At 45.4% G+C, this 21,437-nt stretch carries 18 protein-coding genes and 2 pseudogenes; 9 read left to right on the top strand and 11 right to left on the bottom strand.

The window, feature by feature from the left end:
* The first annotated feature begins 9 nt into the window (after positions 1-9).
* The 8 genes from OHJ21_RS07500 (at position 10) to OHJ21_RS07535 (ending at position 12,313) form a co-directional block, all read left to right on the top strand.
* On the top strand, positions 10-3,228 hold the full coding sequence (locus OHJ21_RS07500) for a glycosyl hydrolase (protein ID WP_100537067.1): 3,219 nt from the start codon (positions 10-12) through the stop codon (positions 3,226-3,228).
* 264 nt (positions 3,229-3,492) lie between these two features.
* On the top strand, positions 3,493-5,094 hold the full coding sequence (locus OHJ21_RS07505; protein ID WP_486019699.1) for a CehA/McbA family metallohydrolase domain-containing protein: 1,602 nt from the start codon (positions 3,493-3,495) through the stop codon (positions 5,092-5,094).
* 192 nt (positions 5,095-5,286) lie between these two features.
* The gene (locus OHJ21_RS07510) at positions 5,287-6,102 is read left to right on the top strand and encodes a MerR family transcriptional regulator (protein ID WP_326120595.1); all 816 of its coding nucleotides are present in this window, start codon (positions 5,287-5,289) and stop codon (positions 6,100-6,102) included.
* 69 nt (positions 6,103-6,171) lie between these two features.
* A complete protein-coding gene (locus OHJ21_RS07515) occupies positions 6,172-6,855 on the top strand; it encodes a DUF554 domain-containing protein (protein WP_100537070.1) in 684 nt (227 codons plus the stop codon).
* A 208-nt stretch (positions 6,856-7,063) separates the two neighbouring features.
* Positions 7,064-8,737, top strand: a complete 1,674-nt coding sequence (locus OHJ21_RS07520; RefSeq protein WP_486019700.1) for a ribonuclease J — start codon at positions 7,064-7,066, stop codon at positions 8,735-8,737.
* A 275-nt stretch (positions 8,738-9,012) separates the two neighbouring features.
* On the top strand, positions 9,013-9,963 hold the full coding sequence (locus OHJ21_RS07525; RefSeq protein ID WP_394055955.1) for a carbohydrate ABC transporter permease: 951 nt from the start codon (positions 9,013-9,015) through the stop codon (positions 9,961-9,963).
* Positions 9,964-10,023: 60 nt separating this feature from the next.
* Positions 10,024-10,893 (top strand): carbohydrate ABC transporter permease, encoded by an 870-nt coding sequence (locus OHJ21_RS07530; protein WP_071220686.1) that lies wholly within the window; start codon positions 10,024-10,026, stop codon positions 10,891-10,893.
* A gap of 40 nt (positions 10,894-10,933) precedes the next feature.
* Positions 10,934-12,313 carry an extracellular solute-binding protein gene (locus OHJ21_RS07535; protein WP_100537073.1) on the top strand — a complete coding sequence of 460 codons (1,380 nt, stop codon included), beginning with the start codon at positions 10,934-10,936 and terminating at the stop codon, positions 12,311-12,313.
* A 746-nt stretch (positions 12,314-13,059) separates the two neighbouring features.
* On the opposite strand, the pseudogene OHJ21_RS07540 reads toward OHJ21_RS07535, so the two are convergent.
* From OHJ21_RS07540 to OHJ21_RS07575, 8 genes and pseudogenes are all read right to left on the bottom strand, one after another.
* Positions 13,060-13,245 (bottom strand): annotated as a pseudogene (locus OHJ21_RS07540) (IS1595 family transposase); the annotation flags it as partial.
* A gap of 58 nt (positions 13,246-13,303) precedes the next feature.
* Positions 13,304-13,894: a GNAT family N-acetyltransferase gene (locus OHJ21_RS07545; protein WP_326118383.1), complete on the bottom strand. Its 591-nt coding sequence runs from the start codon at positions 13,892-13,894 to the stop codon at positions 13,304-13,306.
* Positions 13,895-14,127: 233 nt separating this feature from the next.
* Positions 14,128-14,304, bottom strand: coding sequence for a hypothetical protein (locus tag OHJ21_RS07550; RefSeq protein ID WP_326118384.1), 177 nt, complete (start codon positions 14,302-14,304; stop codon positions 14,128-14,130).
* Between the two features lie 78 nt (positions 14,305-14,382).
* Positions 14,383-14,475, bottom strand: a pseudogene (locus OHJ21_RS07555) (helix-turn-helix domain-containing protein); the annotation flags it as partial.
* 295 nt (positions 14,476-14,770) lie between these two features.
* The gene (locus OHJ21_RS07560; RefSeq protein ID WP_411829508.1) at positions 14,771-15,223 is read right to left on the bottom strand and encodes a carboxymuconolactone decarboxylase family protein; all 453 of its coding nucleotides are present in this window, start codon (positions 15,221-15,223) and stop codon (positions 14,771-14,773) included.
* 166 nt (positions 15,224-15,389) lie between these two features.
* Positions 15,390-15,677: a putative quinol monooxygenase gene (locus OHJ21_RS07565; RefSeq protein ID WP_486019701.1), complete on the bottom strand. Its 288-nt coding sequence runs from the start codon at positions 15,675-15,677 to the stop codon at positions 15,390-15,392.
* Between the two features lie 20 nt (positions 15,678-15,697).
* On the bottom strand, positions 15,698-16,693 hold the full coding sequence (locus tag OHJ21_RS07570) for a helix-turn-helix transcriptional regulator (protein WP_486019702.1): 996 nt from the start codon (positions 16,691-16,693) through the stop codon (positions 15,698-15,700).
* Positions 16,694-16,737: 44 nt separating this feature from the next.
* On the bottom strand, positions 16,738-17,319 hold the full coding sequence (locus OHJ21_RS07575) for a YdeI/OmpD-associated family protein (RefSeq protein WP_486019703.1): 582 nt from the start codon (positions 17,317-17,319) through the stop codon (positions 16,738-16,740).
* A gap of 613 nt (positions 17,320-17,932) precedes the next feature.
* Between OHJ21_RS07575 and OHJ21_RS07580 the strand changes: the two genes are divergently transcribed.
* Positions 17,933-18,685 (top strand): hypothetical protein, encoded by a 753-nt coding sequence (locus OHJ21_RS07580; protein ID WP_243390683.1) that lies wholly within the window; start codon positions 17,933-17,935, stop codon positions 18,683-18,685.
* Between the two features lie 50 nt (positions 18,686-18,735).
* Here OHJ21_RS07580 and OHJ21_RS07585 read toward each other — a convergent pair whose 3' ends face one another.
* The 3 genes from OHJ21_RS07585 to OHJ21_RS07595 are packed head-to-tail and all read right to left on the bottom strand — an operon-like array spanning position 18,736 to position 21,184.
* Positions 18,736-19,839: a sensor histidine kinase gene (locus OHJ21_RS07585; protein ID WP_100537114.1), complete on the bottom strand. Its 1,104-nt coding sequence runs from the start codon at positions 19,837-19,839 to the stop codon at positions 18,736-18,738.
* Complete coding sequence (locus OHJ21_RS07590; protein WP_100537115.1) at positions 19,839-20,549, bottom strand: response regulator transcription factor; 711 nt, start codon at positions 20,547-20,549, stop codon at positions 19,839-19,841. The genes OHJ21_RS07585 and OHJ21_RS07590 overlap by 1 nt, the downstream gene beginning before the upstream one ends.
* Positions 20,549-21,184 carry a DedA family protein gene (locus OHJ21_RS07595; protein ID WP_326118389.1) on the bottom strand — a complete coding sequence of 212 codons (636 nt, stop codon included), beginning with the start codon at positions 21,182-21,184 and terminating at the stop codon, positions 20,549-20,551. The genes OHJ21_RS07590 and OHJ21_RS07595 overlap by 1 nt, the downstream gene beginning before the upstream one ends.
* Positions 21,185-21,437: the final 253 nt, after the last annotated feature.

Here is a 21,437-nt window from a genome sequence, read left to right on the forward strand (position 1 = left end):
TGATGCAGTGTGAATAACGTTAATGTTCAGGACGAAGTAGCCCATAAGGATCTAAAGCAGGAGCTAACGCAGCTGAAGGTGCAATTCGAGAATCCGGATGCCACGTATCGCCCGCAGCCGTTCTGGTTCCTGAATCATGAGCTCACGAAGCCGGAGCTGGAAAGCCAGATACAATCGATGTATGAAGCGGGTGTCGGCGGTGTTGTTCTGCATGCTCGTCATGGGATGCAAACCTCGTACCTGTCACCGGCATTTATGGAAGCGTTGGAGTTCTGTACCCTGGAGTGCGAGAAGCGCAGCATGGTCGTCTGGCTGTACGATGAGGACAATTGGCCAAGCGGAACGCTGGGCGGCAAGCTGACCCGTCGGCATCCGGAATATCGCATGCGATACTTAAGGGTCGAAGAGAAAAGATATACGCACGACGGACAGCAGCAAGGCTTGAAGCTGGACTTTGCACGCTATGATCATAATGAGCTTATAGCCATTCTGGCTTATCGCGCTGTGGAGCAGGACGGGGAATGGCTGCTCTGTGATGATCCCGAGGATCTCACGCATGCATGGGGAGGAGATTGGACGCCGACAACGGAGGATTCTTATATCGTGCTGGCCTGCTGGTCCTGTGAGATCGCGGAAGGCATCACGTTTGCCCAAGGGTACTACTTGGATACGTTGAATCCGGAAGCCGTCCAGGCTTTTATCCGAATGTCCTATGATCCGTTTCAGTCCTTACAGAAATACTTTGGCGCAACGATTCAAGGTGTTTTCACCGACGAACCCGGACTCATGATTCACGATGGTTTCTTCGGCGTGGAAGCGATCCGTACGACCGTTCACGATGTGACCGCTACCCTGCCCGGCATGGTGTTTGCTTGGACACAGGGCATGGCACAGCGGTATCGCCAAGAGAATGGGTATGATCTCATCCCGCGGTTAGGCGCATTGTTATACAACATGGCTGATGGCAGCCGATCAACGAAACAGCAATATTATGATACGATAACGCGCTGGTATGTTGAGGGTTATCATCAGGCGATTCGTACATGGTGTGAAGAGCATGGACTCCTGTACATCGGACATACGCTTGAAGAGCCGGTTTGGGGACAGGCCAGATCGCAAGGCAATCAGACCCGGGTACTGCAGCAGTTTCACTACGCAGGCGTGGATTATCTAACGCCCGGAATCGGTACGAAGGAGAATCCCCATCGGATTGTGTCCGTGAAGACGGCAGCTTCTGTCGCGCTGCTGAACAGCAAGGAACGGGTAATCTGCGAATCGTTTGGGGCAAGTGGTCACGGCTATTCCATGCGTCAACGGCGACTGGATGCGAATTTCATGGCATTCCTGGGCGTTAATCTGTTTATCCCGCATGCGTTCTATTATTCGTTTGCCGGGTATCGGAAGACCGATTTTCCGCCGACGGAATTCAAACACGCGCCGCATTGGCCGCATTATCGTGCTTTTGCCGATTATATCGGGCGACTGAGTCTGCTCGGCGCGTGCGGTAAACGTACACCGGAGGTTCTTCTGCTGTCACCTATTCAGACGGTATACGAAAATATGTTCGTATCCGGTCAATCGAATAGACATCCCTCTTCCGATGCTATGTTCTCGCTCCTGTCGGATCGTTTGCTTCGCAGATCCATTGATTACGACTATGTAGATGAATGTCAGCTTCGCGAAGCCACCCTTATGGATGGGGAAGGGGTTCGATTTAGCGAGGGTGGGAACGTATATTCGGTTTTGACTATGCCGGAGATTGAGGTCATGTCGAAGGACATTGCCGCACAGCTCGTTTCTTATGTGAAGCAAGGCGGTACTCTCGTGGCTGTAGGAGCGATCCCGCGGCATAGCGAGTCCTTGCATCATGATCCAGAACTGGCGAAGCATGTGCATGAGCTATTTGGTTCGACTCCGCAGCATGATGCGTTACGATCCATTGGCAAGGGTTATAGTCTGTTTTATTCCCTGGAGGATCGCGATTCATTGGATTCGTTGTGTGAACGTTTAGGCGGGTTATTAAGGAAATCTCCTGTTTTACGATGGAAGTTGATCGAAGGTCAACATGAGGATTTGATCAGTGTAGAACGTGTGTTCGATAATCAAGTATTTGTGTGGCTGATGAACTGGTCGGAGAAGCCTGTTTCCTTGAAGCTTGATGCAAGAGAGGCGAAGCACCGTATTGAAGAATGGGACTTGGAAAGCGGGAATATACGCCGGTTAACCAGCGATTCCGTTCTTACCTATGCTCCCGGAGAGCTGCGAGTTCTCTCGCTTGTACCGGAGGAAAGCCCAATCGGCGAAAAAGAACAGATGTTCGATTCGGATCGAAAATCCAAGGATGTAATCGTTCTTGAAGATATGTGGCGTTTTCAGACACTTGAACCCAACGTTTTATTACTGGACCAATGGCAGGTCACGCTGAATGACCGAAAGTCCAGAATGAACGCAACGATGCCTGGGCAAGTGAACACGTATCGTACAACGTTTACCATGACGCAGAAATTGATCGAACGATTGCAATCACCGAGCGATAGGGGGCTTCCCGATCAATCCAATATCAACCCATCACCGAAGATCGAGTTAATTCTGGACGATGTGGAGCAGAAAATACCATCCCATATCGGCTTTCTGCAGCGTAGGCGCAATCTTGAAATCTTCGTGAATGGCGTAAGGCAGAATGCGCTGCAGCCCTCAAATTGGCAGGATCAACACTATGCCAGTGTGGATGTCACCCCTCATTTGTTAGCAGGCGAGAACCAACTTGAGATTCTGACGGTTTCATTGCTGGAGCCGATGCCGGCGATTTCATTCCCTGCATTTTTGATCGGAACCTTTGTTATAGAGGATCAGATGAGGCTAAATGCGGGTTACGAACATGTGTTTGGTTGTTGGTCATCTGCCGGCTATCCTTATTATGCGGGAGCGGGAGAGTACTCACAGCAAGTGGATCTAACTCAACTTAACTTGGCTCCAGATGAGGAATTATGGCTGGAAGCAGAAGATATCAGAGAGACGGCTTGTTTATACGTGAATGATATGGAGGCAGGGATCCGGTTGTGGCCGCCTTATCACTGGAACATCACGTCATATGTTGAACAAGGGAACAATCACTTTACCATCCGTGCAGCCAATACGCTGGAGAATTTGTATGGAAAGTCTGCTTTGCCTTCAGGGATGAACGGACAGGTCAAGTTGGTTCGTCGAACCTTATCCAAAGATATATAATCTTATAAGATATTTCTGAAAATGACTACAGCGAGTTCAGGTTGTAGTCATTTCATTAATTTAGTTTACATAATATATGATATGTAACCTATTAACCGAAAAACTTGCGTATTTCGAGTTTCAAAGCCGGTTGCTTTTTCTATCGGACATAGGTAGGGGAGCTCCATTCTTACAAATTCAACGATTTACGATGACATTCTCTTAATCATGAGGGCTTACACTTGAGAAGTTTGATGAATGATAACAACTCGGAGGTGCCATGAAATGCAGCTAAAGAAGAAAACCATCATGGTTTTGGCGCTCAGCTTGGCCATTCTTTCGCAAGGCATGATTGTTCATGCCAAGGAAGACGGGGCGAGGTTTAAGCCGGAAGGAAACGGCAAATGGATGACGGGTGAGTATCACGCGCATACGTATCAATCCGATGATGCCAGTCAATCGCTGCAGGAATTGCTGGACAACGGATTCGAAAAGTATCACTTGGATTGGATCGCGGTCTCCGACCATCTTAGAGTTTCTAAACGGGACGACGAGGGAAATCCTCTGGCCGGCGGAGCTATTCCGTTCTCTAAGGGAATGGCTCAGTACCAAATCCCCAAGATCCAGCAGCTTCAGAAAGCAGGGAAATACAAGAACAAAATGATCTTTTCTGGTGTTGAGTGGGACATGCCTACATATGAACATGTGGGAGTCGGCATTATAGCAGGCAATTTCGGTTCAGAATCGAGCCTGAAGGCAGTTCGTCAGTTCGAGTATCTGTTCACCGATCGCGAGGAAGCGATGTTCGATCCCAAAGATGTTGCCGAATGGAACAAACATGACAGCCGGGCCTATACTACACCCGAAGATGCCCGAACAGCGCTGGCTTGGCTCCAGAAAAACTACGGGAACAGCAGTTATGCATTGCTCAACCATCCTTCTAGAAAAACCGTGTACACCATCGCGGATATACGGGATTTCAACAATATTGCGCCGGATGTCGTATTTGGAATGGAAGGCATGCCCGGGAATCAGATGGAACCGGATCGTGGCGGACTAAATTTAGCCACACCGGAAAACAGAACCTACGGCGGTGCTGATTTCATGATTGCCAAGGTTGGCGGCGTCTGGGATGCGCTGCTTGGCGAAGGGCGCGAATTTTGGAACTTTGCGAACTCGGATTCTCATTTTGAGATCAGTGAAAACCGTTTATACTCCAGTGGATATTGGCCGGGACAATATGCGAAGAACTACACTTGGGTGAACGGAAAAAATATGCAAAGCGTATTGGACGGTATGCGTTCGGGTAAATCATTCTCCGTTTACGGCGATTTAATTAACGCGCTGGATTTTCGCGTTCGTCATGGGAACAAGCAGGCCGAGATGGGAAGTAACCTGCAAGTGAAAAAAGGGAACCCCATCGAAATAACGATCCGATTCAAAAGCCCGGACCAAAACAACAACGGTGATTCTGTATCCGTAGATCATGTCGATTTGATCTCAGGCGACGTAACCGGTAAAGCGAAACCAGGTACGGCCGCTTACAGCAAAAGCACCAACGATTCGACCAAAGTGGTTAAACGGTTTACGAGCAAGGATTGGAAAACCGATCGGGATGGATATAATGTGATTACGTATCGGACAACAGCAACGAAGGATCAATATTTCCGATTAAGAGGGACTAACCTTAGCGTGAATGTTACTGGAGAAACCAGCAATGGCGATCCACTGATGGATCTAAAAACGGACATCGAAGACAACGAGCAGCGGTTTGCGGAAATTAATAAACGGAACTACAGCGACCTGTGGTTTTACTCCAATCCGATCTTTGTTAGCGTTGACGACAAGCCGGTTAAAGCCCCTAACAAACAGGGGAAGCATCCGTAAGTCGCGGCTCGCGCACGATTCAGAAGACTGCCGATGGTTCGGCGGTCTTTTTGTTTTATTCACACGCAGTATAATGAAGGATGATCGTAATCTAGCTGATAAACATTGGATTGTAATTTTGTTGACATATCCCATCATTTTATTGTGCAAATTGAACGAAGCGTATAGGCTATTAAGGAGAGGAGAGATGATATGTTTACGATCGGTGAAATATCCAAGCTTTTTCAGATCGATATTCGCACCCTCCGGTATTACGACGATATTGATTTATTTAAACCGGCATCCGTGGATCATCTGACCAGTTACCGTTATTATGCGGTCGATCAATTCGAGCAGCTGAACACCATTCTGTATCTCAAAGCGCTTGGCATTCCTTTAAAAGACATTAAGCTTTTTCTGGATGATCGGGAGATTGAACATATATTAACCCTGCTCAAGGAGCAGCAGCGCAGAACTGAGGAGAAAATTGAGGAATATCAAAGAATCCAGGCGAAGATTAAAAGCCGAATCGATCAGATTGAAGATGCCTCGAATAAGGAAGAACTCTACAAAATTCGGGAAGTAGAGCTTCCCGAGAGAGTGATGGTGTTGCTGAAACAGAACATACATAAAAGCGACAATCTGGATATGCCGATCCGATTATTGGAGAACAGCACGAAGATGAAGTCCACCATTTTCCTTGGCAAAGTAGGATTATCGATCTCGATCGATCGTTTAATGCAAAGCAAATTTGATGAATACGATTCTATTTTTGTGATTGTCGAGCAGGAAAGTGCGCGCAGCAGCTCCGAAGTCGAAGAGAAGAGATGGCCGGAAGGCACCTACATCACGATTCGGTTTGGAGGGACACACGAAGATGCAGCGCCTTATTACAGAAAGCTCCTGGATTATATCGAGGAAAAAGGATACAGCCTGATTGAGGATGCGCTTGAGATCACGTACATTGATTATGGGCTTACCGGTGATCCCTCACAATTCGTAACCGAAATTCAAATGCTCGCTAAATAAACGATTGACCCTCCAGCTGCTGGAGGGTTTATTCTTTGTATCAAAACATATTAGTAGGAGAGAACGACTGTGATAGGAACCATTGTAAACGTAACAACCATTGTTGTAGGCAGCACGATTGGAAATGTATTTAAAAAGGGAATGAGCGAGACCTATCAGGACATCCTGATGCAGGCGATGGGTTTGGCCGTTATGGCACTCGGTGTGCATTCGATCGTGAAGTATATGCCCGATAGTCATTATCCCGTCTTATTCATCGTAAGTCTCGCCATAGGTGGTCTTATCGGGGAGAAGCTGAATCTGGAGCAGGGATTTAAAAAAGCGGTTTCGAGGTTTACCAAGGGAAATTTGGCTGAAGGATTATCAACGGCCATTCTGTTGTTCTGTATAGGAACACTGTCTATTATCGGACCGATCGAGAGCGCTTTGAACAATAATCATACCTATCTGTTCACCAATGCCATCCTGGATGGCGTGACGTCAATTGTACTGGCTTCAACCTTTGGCATTGGCATCGTTTTATCTGCCGTGGCCACATTTTGTTGGCAAGGGTTATTGTACGTTATAGCCGGCGCAGCCTCTGGCTTGATCACGACGGAGCTGTTAACCGAAATATCCATTATTGGCGCCATTTTAATATTTGCTTCAGGCTTAAACATTTTGGGCATACGGAACTTCAAAACCATGAATCTCACGCCGGCGCTGTTGATCCCCGTCGTATTCCTTACGGTTAAAAATCTGCTCGGTTTTTAACCTAAAACCCGGATTCATACCAGCATATCGAGATTACAAGGATAGCCCGCCTCGGATGGCGGGTTTTTTGCTGTATTCCGTACCACATACGCTGCATGAGCCATTGTTTACCTGGGTGCATAAGTTTTGTGACAATTTCAATAATATAGGAGAACCGACAGCATCTAAGAATTGGACTCGTGGATAGAGAGAAGGAGGCGTCATCGTTATGAATATAGCTGAACATAAACTGCTGGTCGCAGCTCTGGGCGGCGTTAATGAAATTGGAAAAAACATGTACTTCATTCAGTACGATCAAGATATCGTGGTCATTGATTGCGGCTCCAAATTTCCTGACGAAAACCTGCCCGGCATCGATTTGATTGTGCCTGACTTTACCTATTTGCTGGACCATGCGGATAAAGTCAGAGCTCTTATCGTCACCCATGGACATGAGGACCATATCGGAGGGATACCTTATTTACTGAAGCAGCTCCCGATCCCTGTATATGGGACGAAGCTCACGATGGAGCTGATTAAAATCAAGCTGAAAGAGCATCGCATTCTGCGTGAATCCGAGCTTCACACGATCGATGTAAATTCCACCATTCAAGCGGGTGCCATCCATGCCTCTTTCTTTTCGACCAGCCACAGCATCCCGGACTGCGTGGGCATCGTTTTTCAGACCCCGGAAGGCAATGTTGTCCACACAGGGGATTTTAAATTTGACATGTCTCCTGTGAAGGGGCCTTATCCGGATCTGCATCGAATGGCTGAAATCGGCAAGCAGGGGGTTAAGGTGTTATTGTCCGAAAGCACAAACGCCGAGAGACCGGGATTTACACCTTCGGAACGTCTCGTTGGCGGACACATCCTGGAAGCATTTGCGCAGGCCAAACAGCAGGTATTCATCTCAACGTTTGCTTCCAACGTGAACCGTGTTCAGCAGATCATCGATGCCGCCGCTGAAACAGGACGAAAACTAATTCTGCTCGGCCGCAGCATGGTCAATGTCGTTACCGTTTCCAAGGAACATGGCTATTTAAACATCCCCGATGACTTACTGATTGATGCAGGCGACAGCGAGCGCTATCCATCAGACAAAATCGCTGTGCTATGCACGGGGAGTCAAGGCGAGCCCATGGCAGCATTATCGCGATTAGCCAACTCCAAGCATCCCCATATCGAGATTTTACCTGGCGATACCGTCATCATTGCTGCAGGAGCTATACCGGGAAATGAAAGGAACCTTGCTCATGTGATCGATAATTTGTATGTGCTGGGTGCCCAGGTCATCTATGGGTCCGGCTCAGCTTCAGGGATGCACGTATCCGGTCATGGCAGCCAAGAAGAATTGAAATTAATGCTCACCTTGATGAAACCGGACTATTTGATTCCTGTTCATGGTGAATTCCGAATGCTGTATCAGCACCGGCAGCTGGCGGATTCCGTGGGGATCCCTAATGAAAATGTGTTCATCATCCAGAATGGCGACACGATACAAATCCAGCAGGGCATGGCATCCTTAGGTCCCAAAATCCCTTCAGGCAACAGCCTGGTGGACGGATTGATGATCGGAAACGTAGGCAATATCGTTTTGCGGGACCGTAGACAGCTGTCCTCCGACGGGATGCTCATTATCGTAACCACGCTCAGCAAAACGGAAAAGCAGATGGTGGCCAAGCCCGAGCTCATATCCAGAGGTTTCATCTTCGTGAAAGACTCGGAGGAATTCATGGGTCAAATCCACGATATCGTCACGTCTTCAATGAAGGATTTAACGGAAACCGGGTCTACCCAATGGAATCTGATCAAGCAGACCTTGAAAGATCATGTCGGCAAATTCATATACAGCGAGACCAAGAGAAGGCCGATGATTCTGCCCATCATTATCGAAGTATAAGCCCCTTTGCATATATAAAGCACAGCCTTAAATAGGCTGTGCTTTTATTTGTGCGTCGATATAGGGTTCAAAACTAGGCATACACCCGGATGCGGGCAGCTGCATACACTGCCGATAAAGGAATCACTGAAGGTGTTGTTCTTCCATTCATGTCTGTGAAAAAAAGAATAACACATAATCCGGATTCGTCCACATAACCATTTACAGAATGGACATGAACGTCTTGTCCGATTACCGGAAGGGATCCGGCTATTAACGAAAGGAGGAGGATCGGTTTGTCATCCACCCCAGAAGGGAAATGGACTGCGGAACATGGAAAATGGTCTAAACGAAAGTTCAGATTTACGCGTAATGACTGGATGGGTTATCTATTCAGCGCCCCTCTGATCATCGGAGTCATCGTATTTGCCATTTATCCCATGTTCGCCGCACTGTTTATGAGTTTTCATCAGACATCCGGGCTCAATTTATCCGGCACCTGGGTGGGCCTGAGCAACTACCGTTACGCATTAGAAGATTCCTTATTTTGGCAAGCGCTTTCAAATACGTTTGTCATGGGGATTTGGTCTGTACTGCTTGGAATCGCACTATCGTTTGTTTTGGCGAGCCTGATTAATAATCTGAAATGGCATCTGGGACGCAATTTTTTCAAAGCGGTATATTTTCTGCCCAATGTTGTATCCGGCGTTGCTACAAGCCTGTTGTTCTCCTTCTTGTTTTTTCCTTCCAAGGAAGGGCTGATCAACTTTGTGATTGGTTTGTTTGGCATCGATCCTGTCGGCTGGTTCACGAACCCGGAAGTGGCGCGTTACAGTATCGTGCTTATGAGCTTGTGGGGCGCCCTTGGGTATAACACCATTATTTTTCTGGCCGGTTTGCAAAGCGTCCCGCGGGATCTCTATGAGGCAGCCGAAGTGGATGGGGCCGGCACCTATCGGAAATGGTGGTATATTACGATTCCATACTTGCGTCCGATCTTCGTGTTCATGCTTATCATGGGAACCATCGGCGGAATGAAACGCTTTACGGATGTATGGTTAATCGGTGGAACCGCAGGTAATCCTGGTGGAAGCTTGATGACCGTGGTGCTGTATATTTACCGAAACGCGTTCCTCTCATCACAGATGGGGCTGGCCACGGCCGTATCTTATCTGTTATTCGTCATCATACTCATCCTAACCGTGTTCCTCATGCTGCTCAACCGCCGCAAAGACAGTTTGGACTAATGCCATTATCCATTTCCGGGTCCGTAGGGGAGCCTTATTCCAGAAGACAGGAGGGTAACTATGAGCAGTTCAGCCTTGCCCAAGGAGCCTGTGCGCCGTAAACGAATCACACTTCAACAGCTGATCCTAACGCTGGTTCTGTTGGTAGGATCATTCATCATGATTGTGCCATTTTTATGGATGCTGGTCACGAGCTTCGATTGGGCTGCACGATTAAATATTTCATTCCCGCCGAAAATATGGCCGGAGGAGCCTTCGATCCGAACATATGAAGCAGCATTCACCAACATTAATATGTTTCGATATATCGGCAACTCCACGCTTGTAAGCGCAGGGGTCATTATCATCAGCTCGTTGTCCGCACTCTTATCGGGTTATGCCTTATCCAAGCTCCGCTTCAAAGGAGCAAACTTTGTCCTGCTACTAGCGCTAAGCACAATGATGATTCCATTCGAAATGACGATGATTCCGCAGTATTTGCTGTTCAGTAAACTCGGACTGGTCGACAACTATCTGGCTTTTTATTTGCCGGCGATGAACTATGCGTTCGGTACATTTTTAGCCAAAGCCTTCTTTGATCAATTACCCAGCAGTTTAAGGGAAGCTGCGGTTCTGGATGGCGCCAAGGAAATCACCGTATTCAGCCGGGTTTATCTGCCGCTGTGTACGCCCATTATCGCTACCATGGTCATTCTGCTGTTCTTAGGCGTATGGAACGATATGCTGTGGCCGCTGCTGATCTTGAAATCGGCTGCCAAGTACACGATCCAGATTGGATTGGCCATGTTTACGTATAACAACGGAATTAACCAGCAGCCATCCATCATTATGGCAGCAACGACTACGAGCCTCATTCCGGTTATCGTCGTGTATATGTTCCTGCAGCGTTATATTATCGAAAGCATTGCGCTGTCCGGTATCAAGCAGTAATTCAGAATTGAAGTTAAATTTATGCGGGGGTGTTGATGTGATGAAAAAAGCGGTGCTGCTTATTCTGTCATTCGTGCTGGTGTTTACATTGGCCGCTTGTTCAGGCAGTTCGGGAAAAGATGTGACAGGCGGCGTTACGATTGAAAAGGTATCGGATATGGAAGGAACGGTCCGCGTTGCACTGGCAGGCTGGCAGCTGGATAATGGAATTGATGCGCTGACAGGCAACCCGACCGTCGGACTCAACGAATATTTGGATAAAACGTTCAAAAAAATGTATCCCAACATCAAACTGGAGGTTTATCAAATCCCTTGGGAGAACGTAAAAGCCAAACAAACGGCCATGCTGCTCTCCGGCGATGCGGATGTCTTGTATACCGGTGGAGCCTTCGCATCACAATGGTACCAGGAAGGGCTGCTGCGTGACCTGGACGACTTGATCGAAAAGGATACCTCGTTTGACCCGAGCATTTATCTGGAAGGCATTATGAACAACTCCTACAGCACCAAGTCGCCCGACGGAAGCAAGCAGTTTGGCATTCCTGCCGTTCTTGGCCGCCGGATGACGATTTATGATAAGAAGCTCTTTGAAGACTGGGGCGTGGAAACACTCTCGGCACAGCCGGGACCGGATGAAATTCTGGAGAAAGCCAAACAAATGACCGGCAAAAACCCGAAAACCGGTGAAGACAATTTCGGACTGTATTGGAGCGGCAACTCGTTAAACGGATCCACCTTTGTGGCGTTAACCCTTGCTTATGGCGCCAAAGGAGCGGAAGGATCGCTGAAGGATATCAAGAACATCAAATGGCACCTGAATTCTCCGGAAATGGTCAAAGTGCTGGAATGGCTGAAAGAAGCCGCACAACTGCCGCCGGCAGGTTTCGTAAATGCCCAAGGAGCTGAGAATTTCGGTCTGGAGAAGAACAATATCGCCATCGCCCTTGATTCCACCGGCGGCTCAACGATGAGTGAATACCGGTCGAAGCAGAACAAAGAACTGCTGGACCGTTTTGAACCTGTGCTGAACATGGGGCCTAAGGGCGAAGGCTGGGTGGCGGTTGACCCGTTCATCATGGCAAAGAATGCTAAAGATGTGGATGCATCATGGGAAGTATTAAAGTTCTTAACCAGCTACATGACGCAAAAATATATGTATGAGAACTTCTCCAGTACCCCGACACTTAAAAACGCTGATTTCGTAACGCCGGAAGACAAGTTTGTGAAAAAAGCACTCGAAATCGCAGATGTTGGCCACTCGGAGCTTATGGATGAAGCCAATCCGTTCTATATGAGCGATATCGCTCCAGCCATAAACGGATTCATAAGCCAGGCTGCATCCGGAAATGCACCGGATATTCAGAAGTTTCTGGATGATCTGCAGGCTCGTGCTGAGAAATGGTCGGCAAATCTGAAGTAAAATCAGGAGGGGACTGCACAGGGTGCGCATTGGCGTGGTTGGAACGTTTAGTAACACGGTGTCACGAGTTTGCCCGTATGAACAGACTGTAGAAAAATCTAAGGAAGTTCCTATCCCTGCAGAGACAGGCCTAATCATGATGATTATATGAGTCAAACAACACAATATATTCCAATATTATGTAAAACGTGCATTATCCCGGTAATGCCCGGATAAAAACCGACCGATATGGCCGGTTTTTTTGTGATTATGCTGACCAATTCCAGATTAGGCCATCATGGATTTCAGTACATAAAGTGGATAATGAAACCACTAATAAAATTACATTAAATGGTAAATAATAAGAATGTAGAAGGGAGGCAATGCGAAAAATAATACCGATCATCATTACAACAAAAAGGAAGCGCTATGAATTGATTATGATGCTCGGGATGATCAATTGAAGTTATGATTAACTACGAAGTGAAAATGTTTAAACCGACCGACGCGACGATCATCGATGATTGATATTGGTTTAAGCCAGAATTCAAAAGAAATTTAAATGAGACTTAACGAATGAACTAAATTCGAAAGATAAGAAATTAAAAACAAAACGAATGGCGTGATTAAAAACGAAAGAGAAACGATAAATATGTAAATGTTAATAATGAAGAAATAAGCAGTAAATCAGAAAAATCATGTTCAGAAAACCTTCTAAGGAGTTTTTCCTTAGCTCTGTTTCACAAAACTCGTATTTTGTACATATGTAGGTAAAGTTGTTTAGCCAAATAGTGTTGCAAATACTTGGTCGCAACACCATTGAAGCGGTCCATCCTTTTCTTCAAGCGACTGTGGTAGCTGTTGACGTTTTGAATGTGGTATACGCCTTTCACACGTTGTTTTCCGTCGGATTTGAAGCGGTAATGAGCTAAGCCCTTCGCGTTCGCGAAACGTCTCGAGCTACCCTGCCATACTCCACAATTCCCCCATTTCCTTTGGAGAACTTCTCTTTTATTGGTGTTTAATCTTGCTATACTTACTTTCTATTTCATCAAATTCTTCTCTTGTTATCCCCAATAAAATATTATCATAAAATTTTCCATTCATATAAATAATTCGTCTTCTTCGTCCTTCTTCAATGAATCCGAGATTTTTATGGAATTTAAGAGATGCTTCGTTTATTTCAACACAGCTGGAGTTGCATTTTTGCATCCGTAACTCATAGAAGCCGTATCGCATAATTATTCTTGTTGCTTCTGTTGCGTATCCATTGTTCCTATAACCTCTGAACACTCCCAATCCAAAACTAAACACTCCATTTTTGTGGTCCAATGAATTCAAGTTAATGAGTCCAACTAACTGATTATCGGATAGCGCCTCGATTGCAAACATTTTTCTATAATTGTCTTTGAAATTATCATACTTATCCGACACTTCGGCAACGTCTATATCATTCTTTGGGAGTTCGATACCCCATTCCATTAGCCGAATTGCTTCACTATCGGTGCTTTCCAATTTCCATTGTTCCCAATCACTTTTTTGAGTTGCTCTTAGTCTAGTCTTAGTACCTTGCCAAAAATAACTTGTTTCAATGATTGTCATTAATTCGTTCCCCCAAAACAAATTTGAAATAAAGGTAACTTGATCAAAGGCCCATACGAAATTTGTTGGTTCATCTATTTTCTGATTCGTTCCTGAAACATAAGGTGATCCTCGTATTGATCGGAAAGTAAATATTACCAAAATTGGTCGAGAAAACAAAGGTAAAGGATAAATTATAGTTAAACAATCCTGCCCATCAGCATAATGAAATTGCATGGGACATAGTTAGATACTTATCTAATCGGTAATCGGCTCATGTTCTTGTCCTTTACGGCAATCGGTACAGGTTCTTGTCTTTGACTTGGGACAAGAACCTGTACCGATAAAACAAAAAAGCCGCTAAAATAGCGATATTCAATGGGACCAAATTCTTGTCCCCCGACAACAATTGGCGTGTTTGCTACGATCAATCGATTTATCACTCTCCTTCTCATTTAAACAAAAATTTAAACAAAAAAATAAAAAAGCCGCTGATAGCAGCTTTTTTATTATGGTTGAAGCAATCGAACTATTTTTTCGTATGCATGAATAATTGTAGTGTGATCACGGCCTCCGAACTGTTCACCTATTTTTGGTAATGAACAATATGATTTGGCCATGCCACGAGCATTCCTCCAAATCCATATGGGTTCTTATGCGGTTTTCAATGTCTATATGTTCATGTCGTTCGACATTGAACAAAAGCAGCCGATCTCGTAAACGGCTGCCTTCTCTTGTCTTCTATTGAACTAACGTTCCCCGTTAGTTTAATCCTTACGCTTTGACCCGACAACCTCTCCTAAATTCGTGAGCCCCCACACTCCGGCAATCCGTTAGCTTTCCACGCGAATAAGTTCAAGAATCATTGACTGTTTTTCAGCGCCTCTTACACTTAACTCATTCTGCTTCTGGAGTGAATCCCATCGCAACCGACATCCTGTTCCAACTGTTTATCATCACGATCAACATCGTTAGATTGATGTACTGTGTTTCCGAAAAGTACTTCCTGACATTATGGTACACATGATCCGGCACTTTAAGCGACGGCAATAATGTTACATGCTCTGTAAGTTCCAATGCCGCCTTCTCCATTTCCGAGTAAAGATTGCTTTCTTCCCATGCACTGAGACAATAAAGCCGCATTTCGGATTCCCCTGATTTTCGCGCATCAGCTGAGTGATAAGATAGGCAATATACGCAGCCGTTGATTTGCGATGCCCTGATTTTGACCAGTTCGCGAAGCTTTGGATCAAGATCAGTCGACTTCGTATACGCGTCCAGCTCACCTAGAAGCTTTACTCCTTGGGGCACTAAATTCATTACCTGATTCATTTCAAATCGTGCAGCCATGGATAGACCCTTCTTTCTTGATTAAGTTTTTCTTTCTTGCTAATCATATCTCGCTATCGCTGACAGTTACGGTCAGTATTTCTATACTGGTTTTCTTTCGGCCGCTATGAAAAGAAGGGGCAGTTCCTCGAATAAGGAACTACCCCTTCTTTTCATGAACCTGACTCTAGATTCCTTTGCCGCATACCGGCCGCAGCTTTATCGGTTCCGCGCCGGCAATCAACGGCTTGCATTTCCGAATCAACGCCAATACATTCTCATCTTGAAGAGAAGCGGCATGCGCTTCGGCGTCTCTCCAAAGCTCCGTGATCCAAACTACGTCCGGATCGTCTACCGAAACATTAATGATATACAATTCACAGCCTTCCATAGAATCAAGCTGATTGGCCGCTTCCAGCATCGTCTGTACGAGCTCGTCTCGTTGACCAGGGTGGGCGATCAATTTTCCATACATGGCGTATTTGTTCACATCGTTCATCCTTTGCTATCTGGGATTCGAACCGATAGCATCGATTCGTAATGTGCCGCAATATCGCGACTTACTTCCACTAGCCTTTCAATAAGCATGTCCGGTTCGAGAATGACCAGCGATTTCCCGTAAGGGAGAAGAAAGTAAGGAACATAGGATTCCAAAGAAGACAGGCTAAGCTTGAATAAGGCCTGTCCCTCTTTACGTTCGACAAGCGTATGGCTGAATAGCCAATGCTGGCATAAGAGATCCAGCGCCTGCTCATAGCCCCGGATCTTCACTGTTAAGAGAGATTCTGAATCCGAAGCGCCTGGCAGCAAGTTGAGCAGCAGAAAATCTTTTGCAGAGAACTCGGAAGGCCGCTCGAAATAACGATCACGCAGTGTGATTCGGGAAATGCGATCCACCCTGAAGCTGCGTATCGCCTTCCGAAGGTTGCAATACCCGACGGCATACCAACTCCCTTTCCAATGTACAATGCTGTAAGGGTCGATTTCGCGGATGCTAGGGGTCTCTCGCTTGCCGTTGTCGTACACGATCTCCACAGATCTGCCCCCAGCAGCCGCATCTTCCAAAATCCGAAGCCAATTCCTTGGCATCTCTTCGATTGGCGGATTAATGATGGTGATACCTTCCATATGGCGCTCGATTTGATCAAGCTGCTCTTCGTTCGTATAGCGCTTCAGCTTGTTAATCGCCCGATTGAGCTCATCTTTGAACGGGTAACCCGTCTCGTGAGCGAACGTTGAAGCGTGAGCTAGCGCCTTTTGCTCTTCCATATCGAACATTAGGGGGGACTCCGTGAACCGATTGAGTATTCGATAACCTCCGTTTGGCCCTGAGTCCGCTATAATGGGGACCCCGCTGGCACACAACGAATCGATGTATCGGTATACCGTACGAAGATGGATCTCCAGCTCGTTCGCGAGCTGCTTAGCGGTCATTCGTCTACCTGACCGGAGTAACCACAGAATGGACAGCATATGGTCTGCTTTGGACATCGTTCGCCATACCTTCCTTTGATGAGTTGGATATATCAAGGGCGTTAAGGATATATTTTTTCGCCTTTCTCAAGCATCTGGATGAACTGCCGGATCCGCTTCTCTCGGGTTTCTTGTTTTTTGGCGTTGTTAATTCGAAATCCGATTGAATATTTATTTTGTCTGTCGAGCGTATCGTAGAACGCCTTAGCCTGGGCATTGCGCTCCAACTCGATCGCGAAGTCCTCAGGCAGCGAGGCGATGCTTTGAGATTCGTAGGCTTTATCCCAGTTCCCGTTCTTTTTGGCCACTTCAATTGCCTGATATCCGGGAGTCTTCATTCGCCCTGTTGTAATCAGCTGTTCGGTTTTATCTTTATTGACTTTCGACCAGATGCTCTTGGCCCCGCGCGGAGTGAACCGCTGCAGCCATGTTTTCTCATCTAACGCTTCTTTCTGACTGTCAACCCATCCGTAACATAAGGCAACATCGAGCGCTTCGTTATATGAAATCGTAACGACGCCGGAATTTTTTTTCGCAATCTGTAATCGGATGCCGGGTGAGGTATAATTATCGTCGAGCCAACTCTCAAAAGACAGTGGATCGGCAAAGGACATAACCGGCAAGTCACTCGATTTTTTTACCACATGAATCGCCTCCTGATTCAAGTGTACACAATAATTGCTGACAAGGACAGTCAGTGATTTTCGACGGGAGTTATTGGAACGAGAGCCCCTTTTTTGATCGTGCTCGTGAGAGTTAGCCCTTGGTCGCACTCGTCAAAAAAGCATATGATTATTCATAAAATGCGTACTTGTGGGATTCAAACAAGAAGCCGAGCGATGTAATTAACCTGTGTGCCGATTGGTTCTCCAAGTACGGAAAATAGACAACACTCGATCGGCGCTAAGTTGAGTATTAACTCTTAACTATAGTAAGGACGATCGTTAGCAAGCTCCTACTCCCAACTAAGTTAAGCCTCCCTCTATTCAACTATCCTGCCCTTTACTTCAATAAACAACGGCAGCCGACGTTTGGGTGGCTGCCGTGTTATATTGTTCCAGCTATCGTTCCCAGATAGCTTAACAATCAATCGATTTAACTTTCCATTATATCGGTTGTTATGATAACCATGTTCAGGTTATGTTCATGTAAAATTTCGAGTCCATTTAGCTGTCCTTAATTGAGAATTTAATTTTAAAGCTTATTTTAGTAATAGCAAGTGAGAAGCACAATTAATTTACAAGAAGGAGAATTTAGATGAAGAGTATTGTTTCACCAAATGAAAAAATCAATGCAGAAAGCTGGTTTCCAGGTAGATGGATTGGAGGATTGTCGCTGGTACTGGGGCCGATTCTTCTTCTTGCCGGGGAACTTCTCAGGGTAAAGTACCACTTTTACTATCCTGATCAACTTGCAGCCTTTAAAGAGCAACCGACACTGATGGCGGCGTCCTATGGATTATTCGCAGCCGGCATTATTGTTATGTGGCCTGGTATCCTTGCACTTGTCAGGCTAATAGGCGCAAAAAAGCCAGGATGGGCTTTATGGGGCGGCATCCTCGCGATTATGGGACTCTTTGCGCGCATGTATCATGCCGGTGTGGATAATCTTGCTTATTGGCTAGTTCAATTCCAAGGCTTAGAGCTCGCAACTACTTTTATAAGTGAATCTTACGCATATAATTACCAGGGATTTTATGTTATCGCTACAATCCTGTTTTCCGGCATGATTGGATGGTTCGTTCTTGCGATCGGCGCTTTCCGTTCTCGCACACTCAATCTACCCTACTCAATCGCGTTGGGATTAATGGGGATACACAGTTTAGGAGTTCTCAAAGGCACCAGTTGGGACACTTTAGTTGCCGTGATTGGTCTTTGCGTTGCGTTGACGCCTCTAGGCATTAAGATTTTGCAAGACGGTCCAACACCTAGCTTATCAGTCGCAATGAAATGGTTTATCGTAATCGTTATTATCGGAGGAATTTTCTTCTTTGTTGGCCAGAATGCATAGCATCCTGTCTTCCTGCGTTTGCCTTACGGAACGTTATTCTCGAAAGCCGATCATAACGGAAGAAGGATTGTAACTGCAGTCCCTTCCCCTGGCGCGCTTTGAATGTTGATCATGCCGTGGTGCGCTGCGATAAACCGTTCTGCTATCGCCATGCCGAGTCCTGTACCGCCAATAGGTGCTTCCGTTGACGTCCCGCGATAGTATCGCTGAAAGAGGTTGTTTTTCTCATTTTCATTCATCCCGATACCATTATCAGAAATCGTAATACACAAATAATTGTTCCTTTGCACGGTCATAGTTATGATCGTTTCAGGCGGGTTATGAAGAACAGCATTTATCAATAGATTGACCAATGCTCTCCCTATTAACTTTTCGTCAAACTCGTAATATATAGATTCTTCAGCCACCTCGAATCGAATTTGCTGCTTCCGGGCTGCGGGTAGTTGACGTATATCTTCTATAACTTTTATCGCGAACGAAACGATATCTGTTCGTTTCATAGTCGGTCGTACAGCACCGCTCTCAAATCGGAATGCATCGCTTAAATCTTCGATAAGACGGTGCATATGATCGGCTTTCTCCTGTATAATCGCTATAAACTTCCTCTGTTCTTGAATGGTCCATTGGTGCTCATCGGATAGCAACATCGTCGAATATCCCTGAATATAAGAAAGTGGTGTTTTCAAGTCATGCGTCACGCCTGAAGTCCAATCTCGGCGTAAGTTCTCCAGAACCATTCGTTCGTTCTCGCTCGCGGACAAACGATCGGATAGTTGCTTCATTTTTTCGGTCAACTCGTGAAAGAGACGAAATCCCATCGGTGATTTATTTCTTCTCGATCTCGGCATTTCTAAAGCGAAATAATTCCCCTGTGATAGTCGTTCAATCCAATTCAGGTAAAAAAACAGGGGCTCACTCAGCTTGCGACCATACATAAAGGTTGTTCCGAAAAAAAACAAAGAAAAAGACAGAAGAAAAACAGATAATATAAATGAGTCATCAAATAATCCTGACCACGCCAGCCTTTCTCCGAAAAAACTTATGTCAAAACCGAACAACATTAAAAGAGTAATGGAAGACGCGACATACGAAAATAGCATGACTGCCACGATAACTGCAACATAATGAAACATTAATTTCTTTTGAAGACTCACTAGTTTGACCCCTTCGGCGAGCTAAGGAGCTTATAGCCCATTCCCCTAATGTTGACAATCCATTTCGGATCATTTGGATTTATTTCGATTTTTTGGCGTAACCGTCGGATATGAACCATCACCGTATTCTCTTCTCCAAAGCTTTCCATTCCCCAAATTCGCTCGTATAGGTGTGATACACTGAATATTTGATTTGGATTCTCGCACAGAAACAGCAATAATTCAAACTCTTTGGCCGGACAGTTGATTTCCTGCCGGTTCACCATTAATCTTCCCTCTTGCTTATACAATTGAAAGGCCCCAAAATCGTATACTTCATTGTTGGTTTTTTTTCGATCTGACATATTTTTACGGCGTAATTGAGCTTTAATTCTCGCTACTACCTCTAATGGATTAAACGGCTTAGTAATATAATCGTCGCCACCGATAGTAAGTCCCATAATTTTATCCATATCCAGAGTCCGCGCCGTCAAGAATAAAATCGGTACGCTCGTCACTTCGCGTAGACGCCGACACAGTTCGAAACCATCCAAATCGGGCAACATAATATCTAGCACGATTAGATCAAAATTCATTGCATGTACACAATCAAGCGCTTCTTGGGCCGTAGTAGCAAAAGTAACGTCCTTAAAGCCCTCTTTTGTTAAAAGGTAATTCAACATATCCAACAGCCCTGTCTCGTCATCTACCAGGAGCAATCTACAATCCATTATTGTTCGCCTCCACCGAAACGATTTTTGTGTTGACTCATTTTACGACGCTTAAGCCAAATCAGAATGAGATAGCCGCCGAAGATACATCCTACTCCAATAAATATTATTTTAATATAATTTTCCACAAGATCGAATACAGAATTCCATTGATCTCCGAATAAATAACCAATCGAAAAAAATACAATCACCCATAGGCAAGCCCCTGTATACGCATAGAGAATAACATTACGGAAAGGGACGCGAATAACGCCAATGAAATATCCGATAAATTGCCGAATCCCTGGAATAAAAAAACCGATAAGCAACAGTCTATCTCCGTATTTATTATAATAATGACGGACCTTCTGTATAGAAGAGGGCTTTAAAAGCAACAATCCACCATAGCGTTCTATTAGGGGAGCCCCCAACTTATAGCCAATGCAGTACGTAATTGTAATCCCTCCTATCGCCCCTGCTAATGCCATAAAAAAAGCTGGTACAACATCCAATACGTTTTTAAAGGATAAATATCCAGTATACGTTAACGTAGTATTTCCAGGTGGAATAGGCAGTGCTATAAAATCTAAAGGCAATCCTATCAGTAAGACCAGGTATCCGTATTGTTTAAACCATAATTCAATCATTTCCATCATGTTTATTTTACTCCTTTTGTCATTTGTCACATCACTCCCCACAGTCTAAAACGAGAATATGAACCTGGCTAAAAGCCATGCTGAATAATACCATAAATTCGCCTGAATTTTACCTGAACGAATACATCTAATCGAAGAAACACTAGCTCTTAAATTCCGAGAAAAAACAATACAGGAGTTCCCATTCCAGAGGGACTCCTGTTAGTTCCAAGTTTCAACTATCCTGCCAGTTACTTCACTGAACAAAGGAGCG

It is taken from the genome of Virgibacillus sp. LDC1 (genome assembly GCF_025792345.1).
In the GTDB taxonomy this organism is placed as follows: Bacteria; Bacillota; Bacilli; order Paenibacillales; family Paenibacillaceae; genus Paenibacillus_AQ; species Paenibacillus_AQ lautus.